The organism is Pseudomonas sp. Root569 (genome assembly GCF_001427465.1).
Lineage (GTDB): Bacteria > Pseudomonadota > Gammaproteobacteria > Pseudomonadales > Pseudomonadaceae > Aquipseudomonas > Aquipseudomonas synxantha.
In genome coordinates this window covers 274,751-288,740 of the sequence record NZ_LMGQ01000012.1, presented here as the reverse complement: position 1 = coordinate 288,740, position 13,990 = coordinate 274,751, and the positions used below count along the sequence as shown (strand labels likewise).

Here is a 13,990-nt window from a genome sequence, read left to right as displayed (position 1 = left end):
GTCAACTCCCACTGCTGTCGGACGGGCCGATCAACAGGTGATCGCCCTCATTGAGACCCTCGAGCACCTCGACGCGCAGACGGTCGCTGATACCCAGGCGCACTTTGCGCTCTTCGATGGCGCCGTTTTGCGCCACGACCCGGGCGATCTGTGTGTCTGCGCCGGGTGTGCCCTGCAGGGCGGCGACGGGCACGGTCAGGGTGTCCTTGACTTGGCCTGAGACGAAAAATACCTGGGTGGTCATTTCCGCCATCAGCGCGTTATCGGCGTTGTCCACGTCCAGCAGCACGGTGTACAGCACCACCCGACCGGTCCCGCTCTTGCTGGAGCTGCTCGGGCTGCCACTGCCCTGGGTTTCGTTCAGGGGCTTGGGCGGGATCGGCAGGATCTGGCGCACGGTGCTGGCCCAGCGCCGGCTGCCGCCGCTCAACGTGGTGAAATACGCTCGCATGCCGGGTTTGACGTGGCCGATGTCGGCTTCGGAGACTTCGGCCCATACGGTCATCGGCGACAGCTTGGCGATGCGCAGGATCAGCGGGGTTTGCTGCTGTGCGTTGAGGGTCTGGCCGACCCGCGCATCCACGGCCACCACGGTGCCGGTCATCGGTGCATAGATGCGCGTGTAACCCAATTCGGCCTCATCGCTGCGCAGGCTGGCCCGGGCCTGGCGGATCTGGGCCTGGAACATGTCGACCCGGGCCTGGGTCGCGCTCAGTTCGGCCTGGGCGGTCTGCACGTCTTCTTCACGGGTGGCGTTGCCGGCACTCAGGCGCTGCTGGCGCTGATACTTCTGGCGGGCCAGCGCGTGCTGGGCCTTTTGCTCCTGCAATTGGGCCTCGAGGTTTTCGATGGCGTAGCGGCTGGCATCGAGCTTGGCTTGTTGTGTCGAAGGATCGATCTCCACCAGCAACTGGCCTTCCTTGACCTGGTCACCGGCTTCGACATGGATCTTGCGGATCTGCCCGGAGGCCTGGGCGCCGACGTCCACATACCGTCGCGGTTGCAGGGTGCCCAGGGCGGTGACGCTGTTTTCGATATCGCCGCGGGTCACGGTGACGGTCGCCAGGGCGTCACGGCCCGGCGCCAGGCCCTGCCAGGTGGCGAACGCAACGATGGGAATCAGGCACGCTACCGCTAGCAGGGCGCGTCGGGCAGGTCGAGGGCGTTTCATGGGTAGGTTCCAGCCAGGAAAGATCGGGGCGCAGTTGCGCAAAGCTGACAGTTAAACGAGAAAAAGCCCCAGGGATTTAGGCTGTTACACACGCAGAAACAGGTCTGCGGAGAAAAAAACCGACGTTGATGCAAGACTTCTTTAAAAGTAGATGAGAATTACTATAAATTGCACACACTCAAACTGCCATCATCGATGACCTCGTTCTGCTCGGGCGGGCATCGTCAGCACCACGGCCACGGGGCCAGGAGTCATGTTGGAAAACTACTATCGCGAGCTGGTGTGTTTCCTCAACGCTAAGCTGGGCAACCGTCAGGTGGCCGAAGATGTGGTGCATGACGCTTATGTGCGGGTGCTGGAGCGCGCCAGCGATACGCCGATCGAGCAGCCCCGCGCGTTTCTTTATCGCACGGCCTTGAACCTGGTGATTGACGGCCATCGACGCAATGCCTTGCGTCAGTCCGAACCCCTTGAGGTGCTGGACAGCGAAGAACGTTTCGCCCCTTGTTCACCCCACACCAGCCACGACCAGCGCCAACGCCTGGAGATGCTCGAGCGCGCCCTGGCCGAGTTGCCGGCCGCCTGTCGCGACAGCTTTCTGCTGCGTAAACTCGAAGGCCTGTCCCACCTGCAGATCGCTGCGCGCCTGGGCATTTCCCGCAGCCTGGTGGAAAAACACATTGTCAACGCGATGAAGCATTGCCGGGTGCGCATGCGCGAGTGGGAAGCGCACTGATCAGCTGTTGGTTAAATTTTATTTCACTGTCCTCGTTTCCTATCAACACACGGCCGGTTGTTCAGGCCATGAAAGGTATTCCCGCCCCCACCGCCAAGGGGCTTATCCAGAGGACACTGGAATGACACAGGCAATTGCTTCGCCCGCGGTTCATGACTTGATCGGGATCGGCTTCGGCCCCTCGAACCTGGCGCTGGCCATCGCCCTGCAGGAACGTGAAAAGGCCCAGGGCAAGCTGGACGTGCTGTTTCTCGACAAGCAAGCCGACTACCGCTGGCACGGCAACACCCTGGTGACCCAGAGTGAACTGCAGATTTCCTTCCTCAAGGACCTGGTGACCCTGCGCAACCCCACCAGCCCATATTCCTTCGTCAATTACCTCAAGGCCCATGACCGCCTGGTGGACTTCATCAACATGGGCACCTTCTACCCCTGCCGCATGGAGTACAACGATTACCTGCGCTGGGTCGCGGGGCAGTTCCAGGCCCAGGCGAGCTACGGTGAGGAAGTGCTGGCCATCGAGCCGATCCTGCATCAGCAGCAGGTCGAGGCGTTGCGGGTGATCTCCCGTGATGCCCAGGGTGAGCAGCATGTGCGCACCACTCGCTCGGTGGTGGTCAGCGCCGGTGGCACGCCGCGTATTCCCGAGGCGTTCCAGGCGCTTAAGGACGATACCCGCGTGTTCCACCACTCCCACTACCTGGAGCGCATGGCCAGCCAGCCCTGCGTGAGCGGCAAGGCCATGCGCATTGCGGTGATCGGCGGCGGCCAGAGCGCGGCTGAAGCGTTTATTGACCTCAATGACAGCTTCCCGTCGGTGCAGGTCGATATGATCCTGCGCGGCTCGGCGCTCAAGCCGGCTGATGACAGCCCGTTCGTCAACGAAGTGTTTTCGCCGGCCTTCACCGACCTGGTATTCCAGCAAGTCGGTGCCGAGCGCGAGCGTCTGGTCGCCGAGTACCGCAACACCAACTATTCGGTGGTGGACCTGGACCTCATCGAGCGCATCTACGGGATTTTCTACCGCCAGAAAGTCTCCGGCATCGCGCGCCAGGCGTTCCGCACCATGACCGTGGTGGAGAAAGCCACCGCCGGCCCGCTGGGTATCGAACTGGTGCTGCGCAACAACGCCACTGGCGAAACCAGCCTCAACCATTACGACGCAGTGATCCTGGCCACCGGCTACGAGCGCCAGATGCACCGCGAACTGTTGGCGCCGCTGCAGGCCTATATGGGCGATTTCGAAGTGGCCCGCGACTACCGCATCGTCACCGACGAGCGCTGCAAGGCCGGCATCTACATCCAGGGCTTCAGCCAGGCCAGCCATGGCTTGAGCGATACCTTGCTGTCGGTGCTGCCGATTCGCGCCGATGAGATTGCGGCGTCGTTGTATGAGAACGATCGAAATCGTGACAAGGGCCGTTCGGTGCAGGACCTGCTGCTGGCCACCGCCAGCTGAGCGGCCCCTCTGTAGGAGCGAGCTTGCTCGCGAAGAACCCAAGAGCAACGCGTTAATCCAGACAGGACGCGTAATCGTTGACTTTCTTCGCGAGCAAGCTCGCTCCTACAGACGGCACTTGTGACAAGGTGTGGCTATTGGTACTGTACAAAAAACCAGTATCGGTAGCCCGCCATGCAGTTGATCGAAAAACTCAGCATCCTCGCCGATGCCGCCAAGTACGACGCGTCCTGCGCCAGCAGTGGCGCGCCCAAGCGCAGTTCCGAGGGCAAGGCGGGGCTGGGGTCCACCGATGGCATGGGCATTTGCCACAGCTACACACCTGACGGGCGCTGCGTGTCGTTGCTCAAGGTGTTGCTCACCAACTTCTGTCTGTACGACTGCCAATACTGCGTCAATCGCCGTTCCAGCGACGTGCCCCGTGCGCGTTTCAGCCCGGAAGAGGTGGTGACCCTGACCCTGGATTTCTACAAGCGCAACTGCGTCAGCGGGCTGTTCCTCAGTTCCGGCATCATCCGTTCGGCCGACTACACCATGGAACAACTGGTGCGGGTGGCCAAGCTGCTGCGCGAAGAGCATGACTTTCGTGGCTATATCCACCTCAAGACCATCCCCGAGGCCGACCCCGCGCTGATCGCCGAGGCCGGGCGCTACGCCGACCGGCTCAGCGTGAATATTGAACTACCCACTGACGCCAGCCTGCAAACCCTGGCGCCGGAGAAGCAGATCGTCTCGATCAAGCAGGCCATGCAGACCATCTACACCGGCGAGCAGACGGTGCTGAACGAACCCCGTGCCCCGCGTTTCGCCCCGGCCGGGCAGAGCACGCAAATGATCGTTGGCGCCGACGACACCGATGACAGCACCATCCTCCACGGTGCCGAGGCGTTGTATGGCAATTTCAAGCTGCGCCGCGTGTATTACTCGGCGTTCAGCCCCATCCCCAACAGCCCGAAAAGCGTACCCCTGGCCGCGCCGCCGCTGATGCGCGAACACCGCTTGTACCAGGCCGATTTCCTCCTGCGCAGCTACGGTTTCAGCGCCAACGAACTGTTTAAAGGCCCCGGCCACCTGGCCTTGGATATCGACCCCAAGCTGGCCTGGGCCCTTGAGCACCGCGAGGTGTTCCCGCTGGACCTGAACCGCGCCGAGCCGACCCTGATAGCACGTATTCCCGGCATCGGCCTGCGCACCACCCAGCGCCTGGTGGACCTGCGCCGCGAACGCAAGATCCGCTTCGAAGACCTTGCACGCATGCGCTGCGTGCTGGCCAAGGCCAAGCCGTTCTTCATCACCAGCGACTACCACCCGCAACAGGCCGACAGCACCAGCGTGTTGTTGCGCGAGCAATTGCGCGACCGCCCGCAGCCACAACAGATGGGGTTATGGGGATGATCAGCCTGGAATGCGACAACCTGTTCAGCACCTGGCGCGAACAGGCGCGCTGGCTGCTCAGCCATCAGGTCGACCCCAGCCAGGTGAGTTGGGGCCAGACGCAGGCGGCGGATCTGTTCGCCACCGATGAGCCGATCCCGCCAGGGCTGGGGCCGTTCCAGGCACGGATCCCCAAGGCGCTGTTGGAATTGCTGGAGTCGGCCGCCTGTTACCACGGCGATCAGCGTTGGAGTTTGTTGTACGAGGTGCTGTGGCGGGTCAGCCATGGTGATCGCACCGCGATGTTGGCGGGGGACAAGCTCGGCAGTGAGTTGCAACGGCGCATCAAGCAGGTCAGCCGTGAAGCCCATCACCTGCATGCGTTTGTGCGCTTTATTGCCCTTCCCGCCGAGGCAGGACCAGAACTGCCGGAGTACGTGGCCTGGCATGAGCCGGCCCACGACATTCTCAAAAGCGCCAGCCAGCACTTTGTCGGGCGCATGGGCCGCCATCGCTGGATGATCGCGACGCCCCTGGACGGGGTGTATTACGACGGCGAACAGTTGATTCATCAACGCCGGTGCCCCGAGGCCTGGCAGCAACTGGCGCAGAATGTCGAGGACCCCCACAGCGCGATGTGGTTGACCTACTACAGCCACATCTTCAACCCGGCACGGTTGAACCCCAAGGTGATGGAGGGTCACTTGCCGAGTCGATTCTGGAAGAATCTGCCCGAGGGCAAGTTGATACCGGGTTTGATCAGCGAGGCGCGCACGGGCAAGCAGAAGGATGGGCAGGCGAAGCTGGTTGGGGCAAGGCCTGGTAAGAAAATCTTAAGTGGGCATGGCTAAAAATGAGGGAGGGGGCTTGCTCTCGATAGCGGTGGGTCAGTGATAGATGAGCTGACTGTCACGCTGCTATCGGGAGCAAGTCGAATCGTCGCACCGCCCCTCCCACATTTGTTCTTCTGTGACTGGGGTAAGGGGCTCAGGCCAGTTCGGTGGCAGTGTTCTTGACTACCGCTAACTCCGGATGCGCCACCAGCTTATCAATGTGCAACTCATCATTATTCAACCAGGTCTCGGTCAGCACCCGGTAATGCTCCATGTCCCGGCAGCGCATGCGCAGGCTGTAGTCGAACGGCCCGCTGATCAGTTGGCACTCGAATACCTGCGGGCAGGCCTTCACACACGCTTCGAAGGCCTTTTGCGCCGAGCGCCCGCTCTGGTTGGACAAGGCCACCAGCACCAGCAGCGACAGCCCTGGCGAGACCATCTGCACATCGATGATCGCCCCATACCCACGGATCACCCCGCGTCGCTCCAGCTTGCGCACCCGTTCCAGGCAGGGCCTGGGGGTGAGGTGCACCAGCGATGAGAGCCTTTCGTAGGTGATACGCCCCTGGTGCCGCAGCACGTCGATGATCGCTTCGTCGATGCGATCCAGCGCAGGGGAAGAATGGGGTCCGTTGGCCTTGGTATCCATGGGTTCACTTCAAACGGTTGGAAAGAAATTGCTGCAAGCGTTCGCTGTTGGGATGGTCGAGGATCTCGGCGCCGCCGTGTTCCTCGACCCGGCCCTGATGCAAGAACAGCACCTGGCTGGACACCTGGCGGGCAAAGCCCATTTCGTGGGTGACCATCAGCATGGTACGACCTTCCTCGGCCAACGTCTGTATGACTTTGAGGACTTCTCCTACAAGTTCTGGGTCGAGGGCAGAAGTCGGTTCATCGAACAGGATAATCTCCGGCTCCATTGCCAGCGCCCGGGCAATCGCCACGCGCTGCTGCTGGCCACCGGACAGGAACGCCGGGTATTGGTCCGCCACGCGGCTTGGCAGGCCAACCTTGTCCAAGTACAGGCGTGCGCGTTTTTCCGCTTCGGCGGCGCTCACGTCCAGCACCCGGCGCGGGGCCATGGTGATGTTTTCCAGCACGGTCATGTGGCTCCACAGGTTGAAGTGCTGGAACACCATGGCCAGTCGCGTGCGCAGGTTTTGCAGTTGCGCCTGATGCGGTGCGCGGCTGCCGGCGCGGCCTTGCTGCATCTGGATGCTGATGCCATCCAGGGTGATAACCCCGGCGTCGGGTTGTTCGAGAAAATTGATACAACGCAACATGGTGCTCTTGCCCGAACCGCTGGCGCCGATCAGGCTGATCACATCGCCCTGGCGCGCATTGAGGGACACGCCCTTGAGCACTTCGTGTTCGCCGTAGCGTTTATGGATGCCTTCGACTTGCAGCTTGATCGCGGCAGTTGCAGCGTTGGTCACGGGTACATCCACCGGATAAGCGGCCAGGGCCTGCGCGGACTGATTCATGGGTTAGCCTCGGGTAGGAACAAGAAAACGCATCCAGCGACGTTCGGCCAGTCGAAACAGGCCCACCAGTGCAAAGGACAGCAGCATGTAGAGCAGGGCGGCGATGCCGAAGGCCTGGAAGGTCAGGAATGTCTCGGCATTTGCGTCGCGGGCGACCTTGAGGATGTCGGCAACCGTGGCGGTGAACGCCAGCGAAGTGGCGTGCAGCATCAGGATCATTTCATTGCTGTAGGCCGGCAGCGCGCGGCGCAAGGCGGCGGGCACCACCACACACAGGTTCAGCCGCCAGCCGTGCAGGCCATAGGCGCGTGCCGCTTCGATTTCGCCGTGGGGAATATTGCGGATCGCCCCGGCGAAGATTTCCACGGTGTAGGCGCAGGTGTTGAGCACAAACGCCAACAGAGTGCAGTTCAGCGCATTGCGGAAAAACTGGTTGAGCAGGGCGTTGTCCTGCACCACCTCCAGGCTGTACAGCCCGGTGTAGCAAATCAGCAATTGGATATACAGCGGTGTGCCACGGAACAGGTAGGTGTAGACCTCCACCGGCCAGCGCAGCCAAAAGTGCTGCGAAACCCGCGCCAGTGCCAGCGGGATCGACAGGCAAAAGCCGAGCACCACCGAGATGATGAACAGCCACAAGGTCATGGCCACGCCGGACAACCCCGTACCATCGCTGAACAGATAGGCCAGGCCGTATTGCTGGAACAGTTCGATCATCGCGCCATCCCCTTGATGCCCAGGTTGTAGCGCCGTTCGAGGCGCTTGAAGATGCGGTTGGAGAGGGTGGTGATCACCAGGTACACCAGCCCCGCAAGGATCAGGAAGTAAAGCGGCTCGCTGGTGGACTTGCCGGCGTTCTGCGCGGCCTTGACCAAGTCCGACAGGCCGATGATCGACACCAGCGCCGTGGACTTGAGCAGCACCAGCCAGTTATTGCCGAGGCCCGGCAGGGCAAAGCGCATCAGTTGCGGGAACAGCACCAGGTGAAAGCGCTGCCAGCGGCTCAGGCCATAGGCGGTAGCGGCTTCCAATTGGCCTACCGGCACACTGAGGATCGCGCCCCGGAAGTTCTCGGTGAAATACGCTCCATAGATAAACCCCAGGGTGACCACCCCGGCGGTAAACGGGTCGATTTCGAAATACTCCCAGCCGAACACTTCGGTCAGGTCATTGAGCCACAGTTGCAGGCTGTAGAAGATCAGCAGGATCAGCACCAGGTCCGGCACGCTGCGGATCAGCGTGGTGTACAGCGTGGCCGGTACGCGCAGCCATTTGGCGCTGGAAAGCTTGGCGCCGGCGGCGACCAGGCCCAAGGTGAGGCTCAGGGCCAGGGCCAGGAAGGCCAGCTTGAGCGTCATCCAGGCACCCTGGGCCAGCATCGGGCCGTAGCCTTGCAGGTTGAAGAGTTCGTTCATGGGGAAGATCTCTAAAAGGCACACACTCAATCTCTGTGGGAACCGACTTGTGTGGGAGGGGGCTTGCTCCCGATAGCGGTGGTTCAGTCAATATTTTCAATGACTGACACACTGCTATCGGGAGCAAGCCCCCTCCCACACAAGCGTGTTCCACAGGGCAGGCGATGGCTTAGTTATTCGTTGTAGATGTCTTGATCGCCGAAGTATTTCTTCTGGATCTTGGCGTAGGTGCCATCGGCCTGGACGGCGGCGATGCCCTTGTTGATCAGCTCACGCAGTGCCTGGTCGTTCTTGCGCAGGCCCATGGCGATGTCCAGGGGCAAGGTCGGGTCCTTGAAGGCCGGGCCGGTCTTGAAGTCGGCGCCTTCGGGCTTGGACAGGAAGTTGAGCTGGGCTTCGAGCTTGTCGGTCAAGGTAGCGTCGAGGCGACCGTTCTGCAGGTCGGCGTAGTTCTGCTCCTGGGATTGGTACGCCTTGATCTGCGCGCCAAGCTTGGCCAGGTGTGCCCGCGCGTAGGCTTCCTGCAGCGAGCCTTGCAATACGCCGACTTGCTTGCCATTGAGCGATTCGGGCGTGTCGCCGAAATCCGCGCCTTTGCGAGTGATCACCGACGTCGGACTGAGGAACAGCCGATCGGTGAAATCGATGACTTTTTCCCGCGCCGGGGTCACCGCCATGGAGGACATGATCGCATCGAACTTGCGCGCCCGCAGGGCCGGGATCATGCCGTCGAACTCGTTGTGCACCCAGGTGCATTTGACCTCGAGCTTGGCGCAGATGGCGTTGCCCAATTCGATATCGAAGCCTTGCAGGCTGCCGTCGGCGGCTACGGATTCGAAGGGTGGGTATTCGGGGAACACGCCGAAGCGGATTTCTTTCCACTCCTGAGCGTGGGCAGCAGTAGCGCACAGTGGCAACAGCAAAGCAGCGAAAAGTGATCGCAGTGGAGTCATGTGGAGGTCCCTTTATTTTGTAATTGATGTCAGGGCAGTGAATAACTGGGAGCAGAGAATKCTTCATGATGGTGCGTTTTTTGTGTCGTTTACCCGGTGCACAAAGCGCAAATTGCGCTGTTAAAACGAGCAATGCAGCTGAATCGGCTGTGACACCCGCTGAATCGGCTTTTCATCGGTAAAAATCCGGCCTGCCCTTGGCGCAAAGCGGCAGGCCAGAGCGGTCTCAGGCGCGCTTTTTCTGCTGTGCGGCCGGCTGCTGGGCCAGGCGGGCAAACAGGTCTTTCGGGTCGGCCAGGTCGGGTACCAGTTCCAGTTCGCTGCCTACATCGAGGGCCTTGGCCACGTGCAGCACATAGCGCAAGGCCGAATAGTCTTCGATGGCAAAACCCACCGAGTCGAACAGGGTGACTTGGCGCTCATTCTCGCGGCCGGGTTTCTGGCCGTTGATCACCTGCCATAGCTCGGTGACTGGCGAGTCTTCCGGCATGTGCTGGATCTCGCCCTCGACACGGCTTTGCGGTTCGTACTCGACGATCACGCGGGCGCGCTCGACGATGCGTCGGTCCAGTTCGGTCTTGCCTGGGCAATCGCCGCCCACGGCGTTGAGGTGCATGCCGGGCTCGATCATCTCGTCCGTCAGGATGGTGGCGTAGGCCTTGTCGGCGGTGACGGTGGTGACGATATCCGCGCCTTTGACCGCTTCGGCGACGCTGCCGGCCAGGACCACCTTGATCGCCGGAAACGCCTTGAGGTTGGCGGCGAGCTTGGCGGTGGCCTTGGGGTCGATATCGAACAAGCGGATTTCAGTGATGCCGAGCATGGCGTGGAAGGCCAGTGCCTGGAATTCGCTCTGGCAGCCGTTGCCGATCAGCGCCATGCTGCGGCTGTCGGCACGGGCCAGGTAGCGGGCAACCAGGGCCGAGGTGGCGGCGGTGCGGATCGCGGTGGTCAGGGTCATTTCCGCCAGCAGCACCGGTTTACCGGTGTCCACATCGCCCAGGGCGCCGAAAGCCATCACCGTGAGCATGCCAGCCAGGGTGTTTTTCGGATGGCCGTTGACGTATTTGAAGGCGTATAGCGAAGCGTCGGACACCGGCATCAGTTCGATCACACCATCCGGAGAATGGTTGGCCAGGCGCGCGCATTTCTCGAAATCCTGCCAGCGCAGGTAGTCGGCGCGGATATAGTCGGCCATCTCGGTGATGCAGGTTTGCAGGCCTTTCTGCGAGACCAGGTAGCTGAGGTCGTTGACGTCGATGTAACGGGTCATGGCAAGACTCCTTATTGAAATGAGGGACGGGCCGGCAGATGCACTTCGGCCAGCATGCAGCGGGCACTGCCGCCGCCGATGCGTTCGATGTTGTCGATATTCACCACCACCGGCCGCGTATGGCGCTCCACATGCTGGCGCTGGGCAGGTTGCAGCGCGCCCCAGGCGCTGGCGGACATCACCAGCAGCGGCTGACCGTCACGGTCGTGGACTTCGAGCATGTTGCCGGCGAAGGCTTCCAACTGGTCGAAGTCGAGGGCGAGGATATCTTTGCCGGTGTCGCGCAGGGAGCGCTCCAACGTCAGGCGCTCGCCCTCATCAGGCAGCGCTTGCAGGCACACCACCGCGAGGTCGCGGCCGACGCTCATCATTACGTTGCTGTGGTAGATCGGCGCGTGGTGGCGGTCGAGGGCGTGGAACACGCAGAGCTGGTAGTCGAGGCGTTCGGCGAACTGGCGCAAGGCGGCGTGGTGGGTGCGCCCGGAGTGGCAGGCGTAGCTGATGCGGTGCTGGCGGTCGAGCACCATGCTGCCGGTGCCTTCGAGGAAGATGTTCTGTTGTTCAAGGTGACTCAAGTCGATGGTGTCTTTTATCGCAAAGCGTTGCTCCAGTACTTGCAGTACGCCTTTGTTACGCTCCAGGCGGCGGTTCTGGCCCTCCATGGGGTAGAGCACCAGGCTGCCGTCGGCGTGGCTGCTCCACCAGTTGTTGGGGAAGATCGAGTCCGGAGTGTGGGGCGCCGGGGTGTCCTGCACCACCAGTACTTCCACGCCGTGATTGCGTAGGGTTTCGACATAACCGTCGAACTCTTCCAGCGCTTTGTGCTGTGCACTGAGTGGGTCCAGCGGCGGGCGTTGAAAACGGTTGTTGATCGCGGTGTCCGGGTTGAAGGCAAAGCGCGCCGGGCGGATCATCAGGACGGTATTGGTGGTTTGCATGGGGGCACGGGTCCATGGGGTGATCTTGTAGCGCTATTTTGTGCGTTGTCGGGGAAGTATCTCGGCTGAAACAGCAGGGCGGCCCAGCCGGGAAAGCTGAAAAGGGCAGTGATGCAGCCGAATCGGCTGTCAGATTGAAATGCAGTCATATGTGGGAGGGGTACGTCGAATCGTCGCACCGCCCCTCCCGCATTGGTACAGTAGCGATTGTGATAGCTTTGTCAGCCAGGAGGAGTCATGTCTACCGCCGTTCGCCTCGCCCAGCCAGCCGATGCCGAGGGCATCAGCCAGGTCATCCTGGCCGCCTTGCACAGCAGTAATGCGCGGGATTATCCGGCGGATGTGATAGCGCGAGTCGCCAGCAGTTTCACCCCTGACGCGGTGATGGAACTGCTCAAGCGCCGTGTCGTGTTGGTGGCCACCCAGGACCAGGTGATCGTTGCCACCGCTGCCCTTGAAGCCAACGTAGTGCGTTCGGTGTTCGTCAATCCGGCGTTGCAAGGGCAGGGCATTGGCCGGTTGTTGATGATCGAGATCGAACTGCGTGCCCGGGAGGCGGGCGTAACGGTATTGAGCGTGCCATCTTCGCTGACTGCGGAGCCCTTCTATACCAGGCTGGGTTTTCATACCGTGCGCGACGTCTACCATGGCAACGAGCGCACGCTGGTGATGGAAAAGGCGCTGCTGTCACGACATCCCATCGGCCCTTATCGAGACCGTCAGCACCGTACCCAAGTGATCGAGTTATGGCAGGAGGCGTTTGGCTATGACACCGCACATAACCTGCCGAGCCTGGCGATTGACAAGAAGCTGGCGGTCAACGATGGGTTGTTCTTCGTCGCCACCGACAAGAAAGCTGTGATCGGCACGATACTCGCCGGCTATGACGGTCACCGTGGCTGGCTGTACTCCGTGGCTGTGCATGCCGACTATCGTCGCCATGGTTTGGGATCGTCGCTGGTGCGCCATGCCGAGCAGGCGTTGACGGCCTTGGGCTGCATGAAGATCAACCTGCAGATCACCGGCGGCAATGACGCGGTGGTGGGGTTCTACGAAGCGTTGGGGTATGGGGTGGAGCCGAGGATCAGTATGGGCAAGAAGATTGTCGGGAATATCCCTCAATCCTGAAAATACTGGAGATCCAATGTGGGAGGGGGCTCGCTCCCGATAGTGGAGTGTCAGTCGATGAAGATGTTGACTGACCTGCCGCTATCGGGAGCAAGCCCCCTCCCACAGGGTATTGCGGTGTCGCTGGCTTATACCTTGACGATCCAACCCGCCGGCGCTTCAACATCACCGGTCTGCACACCCGTCAGCTCCTTGTAGAGCTTCTGGGTGATCGGGCCGACTTCGGTCTCGCTATGGAACACGTGCAGCTTGCCGTTGTACTGGATGCCGCCGATCGGCGAAATCACTGCCGCGGTACCGCAGGCGCCGGCTTCCTTGAACTGGTCCAGCTTGTCGATGAACACTTCGCCCTCGACCACTTCCAGGCCCAGGCGGGTCTGGGCCAGTTCGATCAGCGACAGGCGGGTGATGCCTGGCAGTACCGAAGGCGACTTCGGCGTGATGAACTGGTTGTCGTGGGTGATCCCGAAGAAGTTGGCCGAACCGACTTCTTCGATTTTCGAGTGGGTCATCGGGTCCAGGTAGATCGCGTCAGCGAAGCCGGATTTCTTCGCTTCCGAGCCCGGCATCAGGCTGGCGGCGTAGTTGCCACCGACCTTGGCGGCGCCGGTGCCTTGCGGCGCGGCGCGGTCGTAGCCGGAGATCTGGAAGTTGTGCGGCACCAGGCCGCCCTTGAAATAGGCACCGACCGGGATGCAGAACACCGAGAAGATGAACTCCGGCGCAGTGCGCACGCCGATGTTGTCACCAGTGCCGATCACGAACGGACGCAGGTACAGCGCACCGCCGCTGCCGTACGGCGGGATGAAGCGCTCGTTGGCCTTGACCACTTGTCTACAGGCGTCGATGAAGGCTTCGGTCGGTACTTGCGGCATCAGCAGGCGACCGCAGCTGCGCTGCATGCGCGCAGCGTTCTGGTCCGGGCGGAACAGGTTGATCGAACCGTCCTTGCAACGATAGGCCTTCAGGCCCTCGAAACACTGCTGCCCATAGTGCAGGGCGGTGGAGCCCTCGCTGATGTGCAGCACGTTGTCGTCGGTCAGGGTGCCTTCCTGCCATTCGCCGTTTTTCCAGACTTGGAGAAACCGCTTGTCGGTCTTGATGTAGTCAAAACCCAGCTTGTCCCAATTGATGCTTTCGTTACCCATGACACCCTCTATCTCTGGTCAAGTCGGATTTTTTTCTGGATGGGCTCAACAATACTTCATTCGTTGGTCTGTTCG

At 61.4% G+C, this 13,990-nt stretch carries 14 protein-coding genes; 5 read left to right on the top strand and 9 right to left on the bottom strand.

The window, feature by feature from the left end; all coding sequences use genetic code 11:
* Window position 1 precedes the first annotated feature (1 nt).
* Complete coding sequence (locus ASD70_RS12970) at window positions 2-1,171, bottom strand: efflux RND transporter periplasmic adaptor subunit (RefSeq protein WP_056846637.1); 1,170 nt, start codon at window positions 1,169-1,171, stop codon at window positions 2-4.
* A 253-nt stretch (window positions 1,172-1,424) separates the two neighbouring features.
* On the opposite strand from ASD70_RS12970, the gene ASD70_RS12965 reads away from it, so the two are divergent.
* The 4 genes from ASD70_RS12965 (at window position 1,425) to ASD70_RS12950 (ending at window position 5,591) form a co-directional block, all read left to right on the top strand.
* Entirely contained in the window at window positions 1,425-1,907 is a 483-nt protein-coding gene (locus ASD70_RS12965; RefSeq protein WP_046068758.1) for a sigma-70 family RNA polymerase sigma factor, read from the top strand.
* A gap of 121 nt (window positions 1,908-2,028) precedes the next feature.
* Complete coding sequence (locus ASD70_RS12960; protein WP_046068757.1) at window positions 2,029-3,366, top strand: lysine N(6)-hydroxylase/L-ornithine N(5)-oxygenase family protein; 1,338 nt, start codon at window positions 2,029-2,031, stop codon at window positions 3,364-3,366.
* A 174-nt stretch (window positions 3,367-3,540) separates the two neighbouring features.
* Window positions 3,541-4,761, top strand: coding sequence for a putative DNA modification/repair radical SAM protein (locus tag ASD70_RS12955; RefSeq protein ID WP_056846636.1), 1,221 nt, complete (start codon window positions 3,541-3,543; stop codon window positions 4,759-4,761).
* Window positions 4,758-5,591, top strand: coding sequence for a TIGR03915 family putative DNA repair protein (locus ASD70_RS12950; protein ID WP_046068755.1), 834 nt, complete (start codon window positions 4,758-4,760; stop codon window positions 5,589-5,591). Before ASD70_RS12955 ends, ASD70_RS12950 begins: the two co-directional genes overlap by 4 nt.
* 136 nt (window positions 5,592-5,727) lie before the next feature.
* Here the strand turns inward: ASD70_RS12950 and ASD70_RS12945 are convergent, their stop codons facing one another.
* The 7 genes from ASD70_RS12945 to ctlX all read right to left on the bottom strand — a co-directional run bounded on the left by ASD70_RS12945 (window position 5,728) and on the right by ctlX (window position 11,639).
* The gene (locus ASD70_RS12945; protein ID WP_043048767.1) at window positions 5,728-6,225 is read right to left on the bottom strand and encodes an Lrp/AsnC family transcriptional regulator; all 498 of its coding nucleotides are present in this window, start codon (window positions 6,223-6,225) and stop codon (window positions 5,728-5,730) included.
* 4 nt (window positions 6,226-6,229) lie between these two features.
* Entirely contained in the window at window positions 6,230-7,060 is an 831-nt protein-coding gene (locus tag ASD70_RS12940; RefSeq protein ID WP_056846635.1) for an ABC transporter ATP-binding protein, read from the bottom strand.
* 3 nt (window positions 7,061-7,063) lie between these two features.
* Entirely contained in the window at window positions 7,064-7,777 is a 714-nt protein-coding gene (locus tag ASD70_RS12935; protein ID WP_056846634.1) for an ABC transporter permease, read from the bottom strand.
* Window positions 7,774-8,475 carry an ABC transporter permease gene (locus ASD70_RS12930; RefSeq protein WP_046068752.1) on the bottom strand — a complete coding sequence of 234 codons (702 nt, stop codon included), beginning with the start codon at window positions 8,473-8,475 and terminating at the stop codon, window positions 7,774-7,776. The genes ASD70_RS12935 and ASD70_RS12930 overlap by 4 nt, the downstream gene beginning before the upstream one ends.
* A gap of 173 nt (window positions 8,476-8,648) precedes the next feature.
* Window positions 8,649-9,428, bottom strand: coding sequence for an ABC transporter substrate-binding protein (locus ASD70_RS12925; protein WP_056846633.1), 780 nt, complete (start codon window positions 9,426-9,428; stop codon window positions 8,649-8,651).
* 226 nt (window positions 9,429-9,654) lie between these two features.
* Window positions 9,655-10,701, bottom strand: coding sequence for an ornithine cyclodeaminase (locus ASD70_RS12920; protein WP_056846632.1), 1,047 nt, complete (start codon window positions 10,699-10,701; stop codon window positions 9,655-9,657).
* 11 nt (window positions 10,702-10,712) lie between these two features.
* Window positions 10,713-11,639, bottom strand: coding sequence for a citrulline utilization hydrolase CtlX (gene ctlX, locus ASD70_RS12915; RefSeq protein WP_046068749.1), 927 nt, complete (start codon window positions 11,637-11,639; stop codon window positions 10,713-10,715).
* 237 nt (window positions 11,640-11,876) lie between these two features.
* On the opposite strand from ctlX, the gene ASD70_RS28340 reads away from it, so the two are divergent.
* Window positions 11,877-12,767 (top strand): GNAT family acetyltransferase, encoded by an 891-nt coding sequence (locus ASD70_RS28340; protein WP_082561433.1) that lies wholly within the window; start codon window positions 11,877-11,879, stop codon window positions 12,765-12,767.
* A 128-nt stretch (window positions 12,768-12,895) separates the two neighbouring features.
* On the opposite strand, the gene ASD70_RS12900 is transcribed toward ASD70_RS28340, so the two are convergent.
* Window positions 12,896-13,915, bottom strand: a complete 1,020-nt coding sequence (locus tag ASD70_RS12900) for a branched-chain amino acid aminotransferase (protein ID WP_046068748.1) — start codon at window positions 13,913-13,915, stop codon at window positions 12,896-12,898.
* Between the last annotated feature and the right edge of the window lie 75 nt (window positions 13,916-13,990).

What these genes read in the sequence shown, in the direction of transcription:
- ctlX (WP_046068749.1), bottom strand. Translation starts at nt 11,639, where the DNA reads ATGCAAACCACCAATACCGTCCTGATGATCCGCCCGGCGCGCTTTGCC.
- ASD70_RS12950 (WP_046068755.1), top strand. Translation starts at nt 4,758, where the DNA reads ATGATCAGCCTGGAATGCGACAACCTGTTCAGCACCTGGCGCGAACAG.
- ASD70_RS12955 (WP_056846636.1), top strand. Translation starts at nt 3,541, where the DNA reads ATGCAGTTGATCGAAAAACTCAGCATCCTCGCCGATGCCGCCAAGTAC.
- ASD70_RS12920 (WP_056846632.1), bottom strand. Translation starts at nt 10,701, where the DNA reads ATGACCCGTTACATCGACGTCAACGACCTCAGCTACCTGGTCTCGCAG.
- ASD70_RS12965 (WP_046068758.1), top strand. Translation starts at nt 1,425, where the DNA reads ATGTTGGAAAACTACTATCGCGAGCTGGTGTGTTTCCTCAACGCTAAG.
- ASD70_RS12940 (WP_056846635.1), bottom strand. Translation starts at nt 7,060, where the DNA reads ATGAATCAGTCCGCGCAGGCCCTGGCCGCTTATCCGGTGGATGTACCC.
- ASD70_RS12960 (WP_046068757.1), top strand. Translation starts at nt 2,029, where the DNA reads ATGACACAGGCAATTGCTTCGCCCGCGGTTCATGACTTGATCGGGATC.
- ASD70_RS12900 (WP_046068748.1), bottom strand. Translation starts at nt 13,915, where the DNA reads ATGGGTAACGAAAGCATCAATTGGGACAAGCTGGGTTTTGACTACATC.
- ASD70_RS12945 (WP_043048767.1), bottom strand. Translation starts at nt 6,225, where the DNA reads ATGGATACCAAGGCCAACGGACCCCATTCTTCCCCTGCGCTGGATCGC.
- ASD70_RS12935 (WP_056846634.1), bottom strand. Translation starts at nt 7,777, where the DNA reads ATGATCGAACTGTTCCAGCAATACGGCCTGGCCTATCTGTTCAGCGAT.
- ASD70_RS28340 (WP_082561433.1), top strand. Translation starts at nt 11,877, where the DNA reads ATGTCTACCGCCGTTCGCCTCGCCCAGCCAGCCGATGCCGAGGGCATC.
- ASD70_RS12930 (WP_046068752.1), bottom strand. Translation starts at nt 8,475, where the DNA reads ATGAACGAACTCTTCAACCTGCAAGGCTACGGCCCGATGCTGGCCCAG.
- ASD70_RS12925 (WP_056846633.1), bottom strand. Translation starts at nt 9,428, where the DNA reads ATGACTCCACTGCGATCACTTTTCGCTGCTTTGCTGTTGCCACTGTGC.
- ASD70_RS12970 (WP_056846637.1), bottom strand. Translation starts at nt 1,171, where the DNA reads ATGAAACGCCCTCGACCTGCCCGACGCGCCCTGCTAGCGGTAGCGTGC.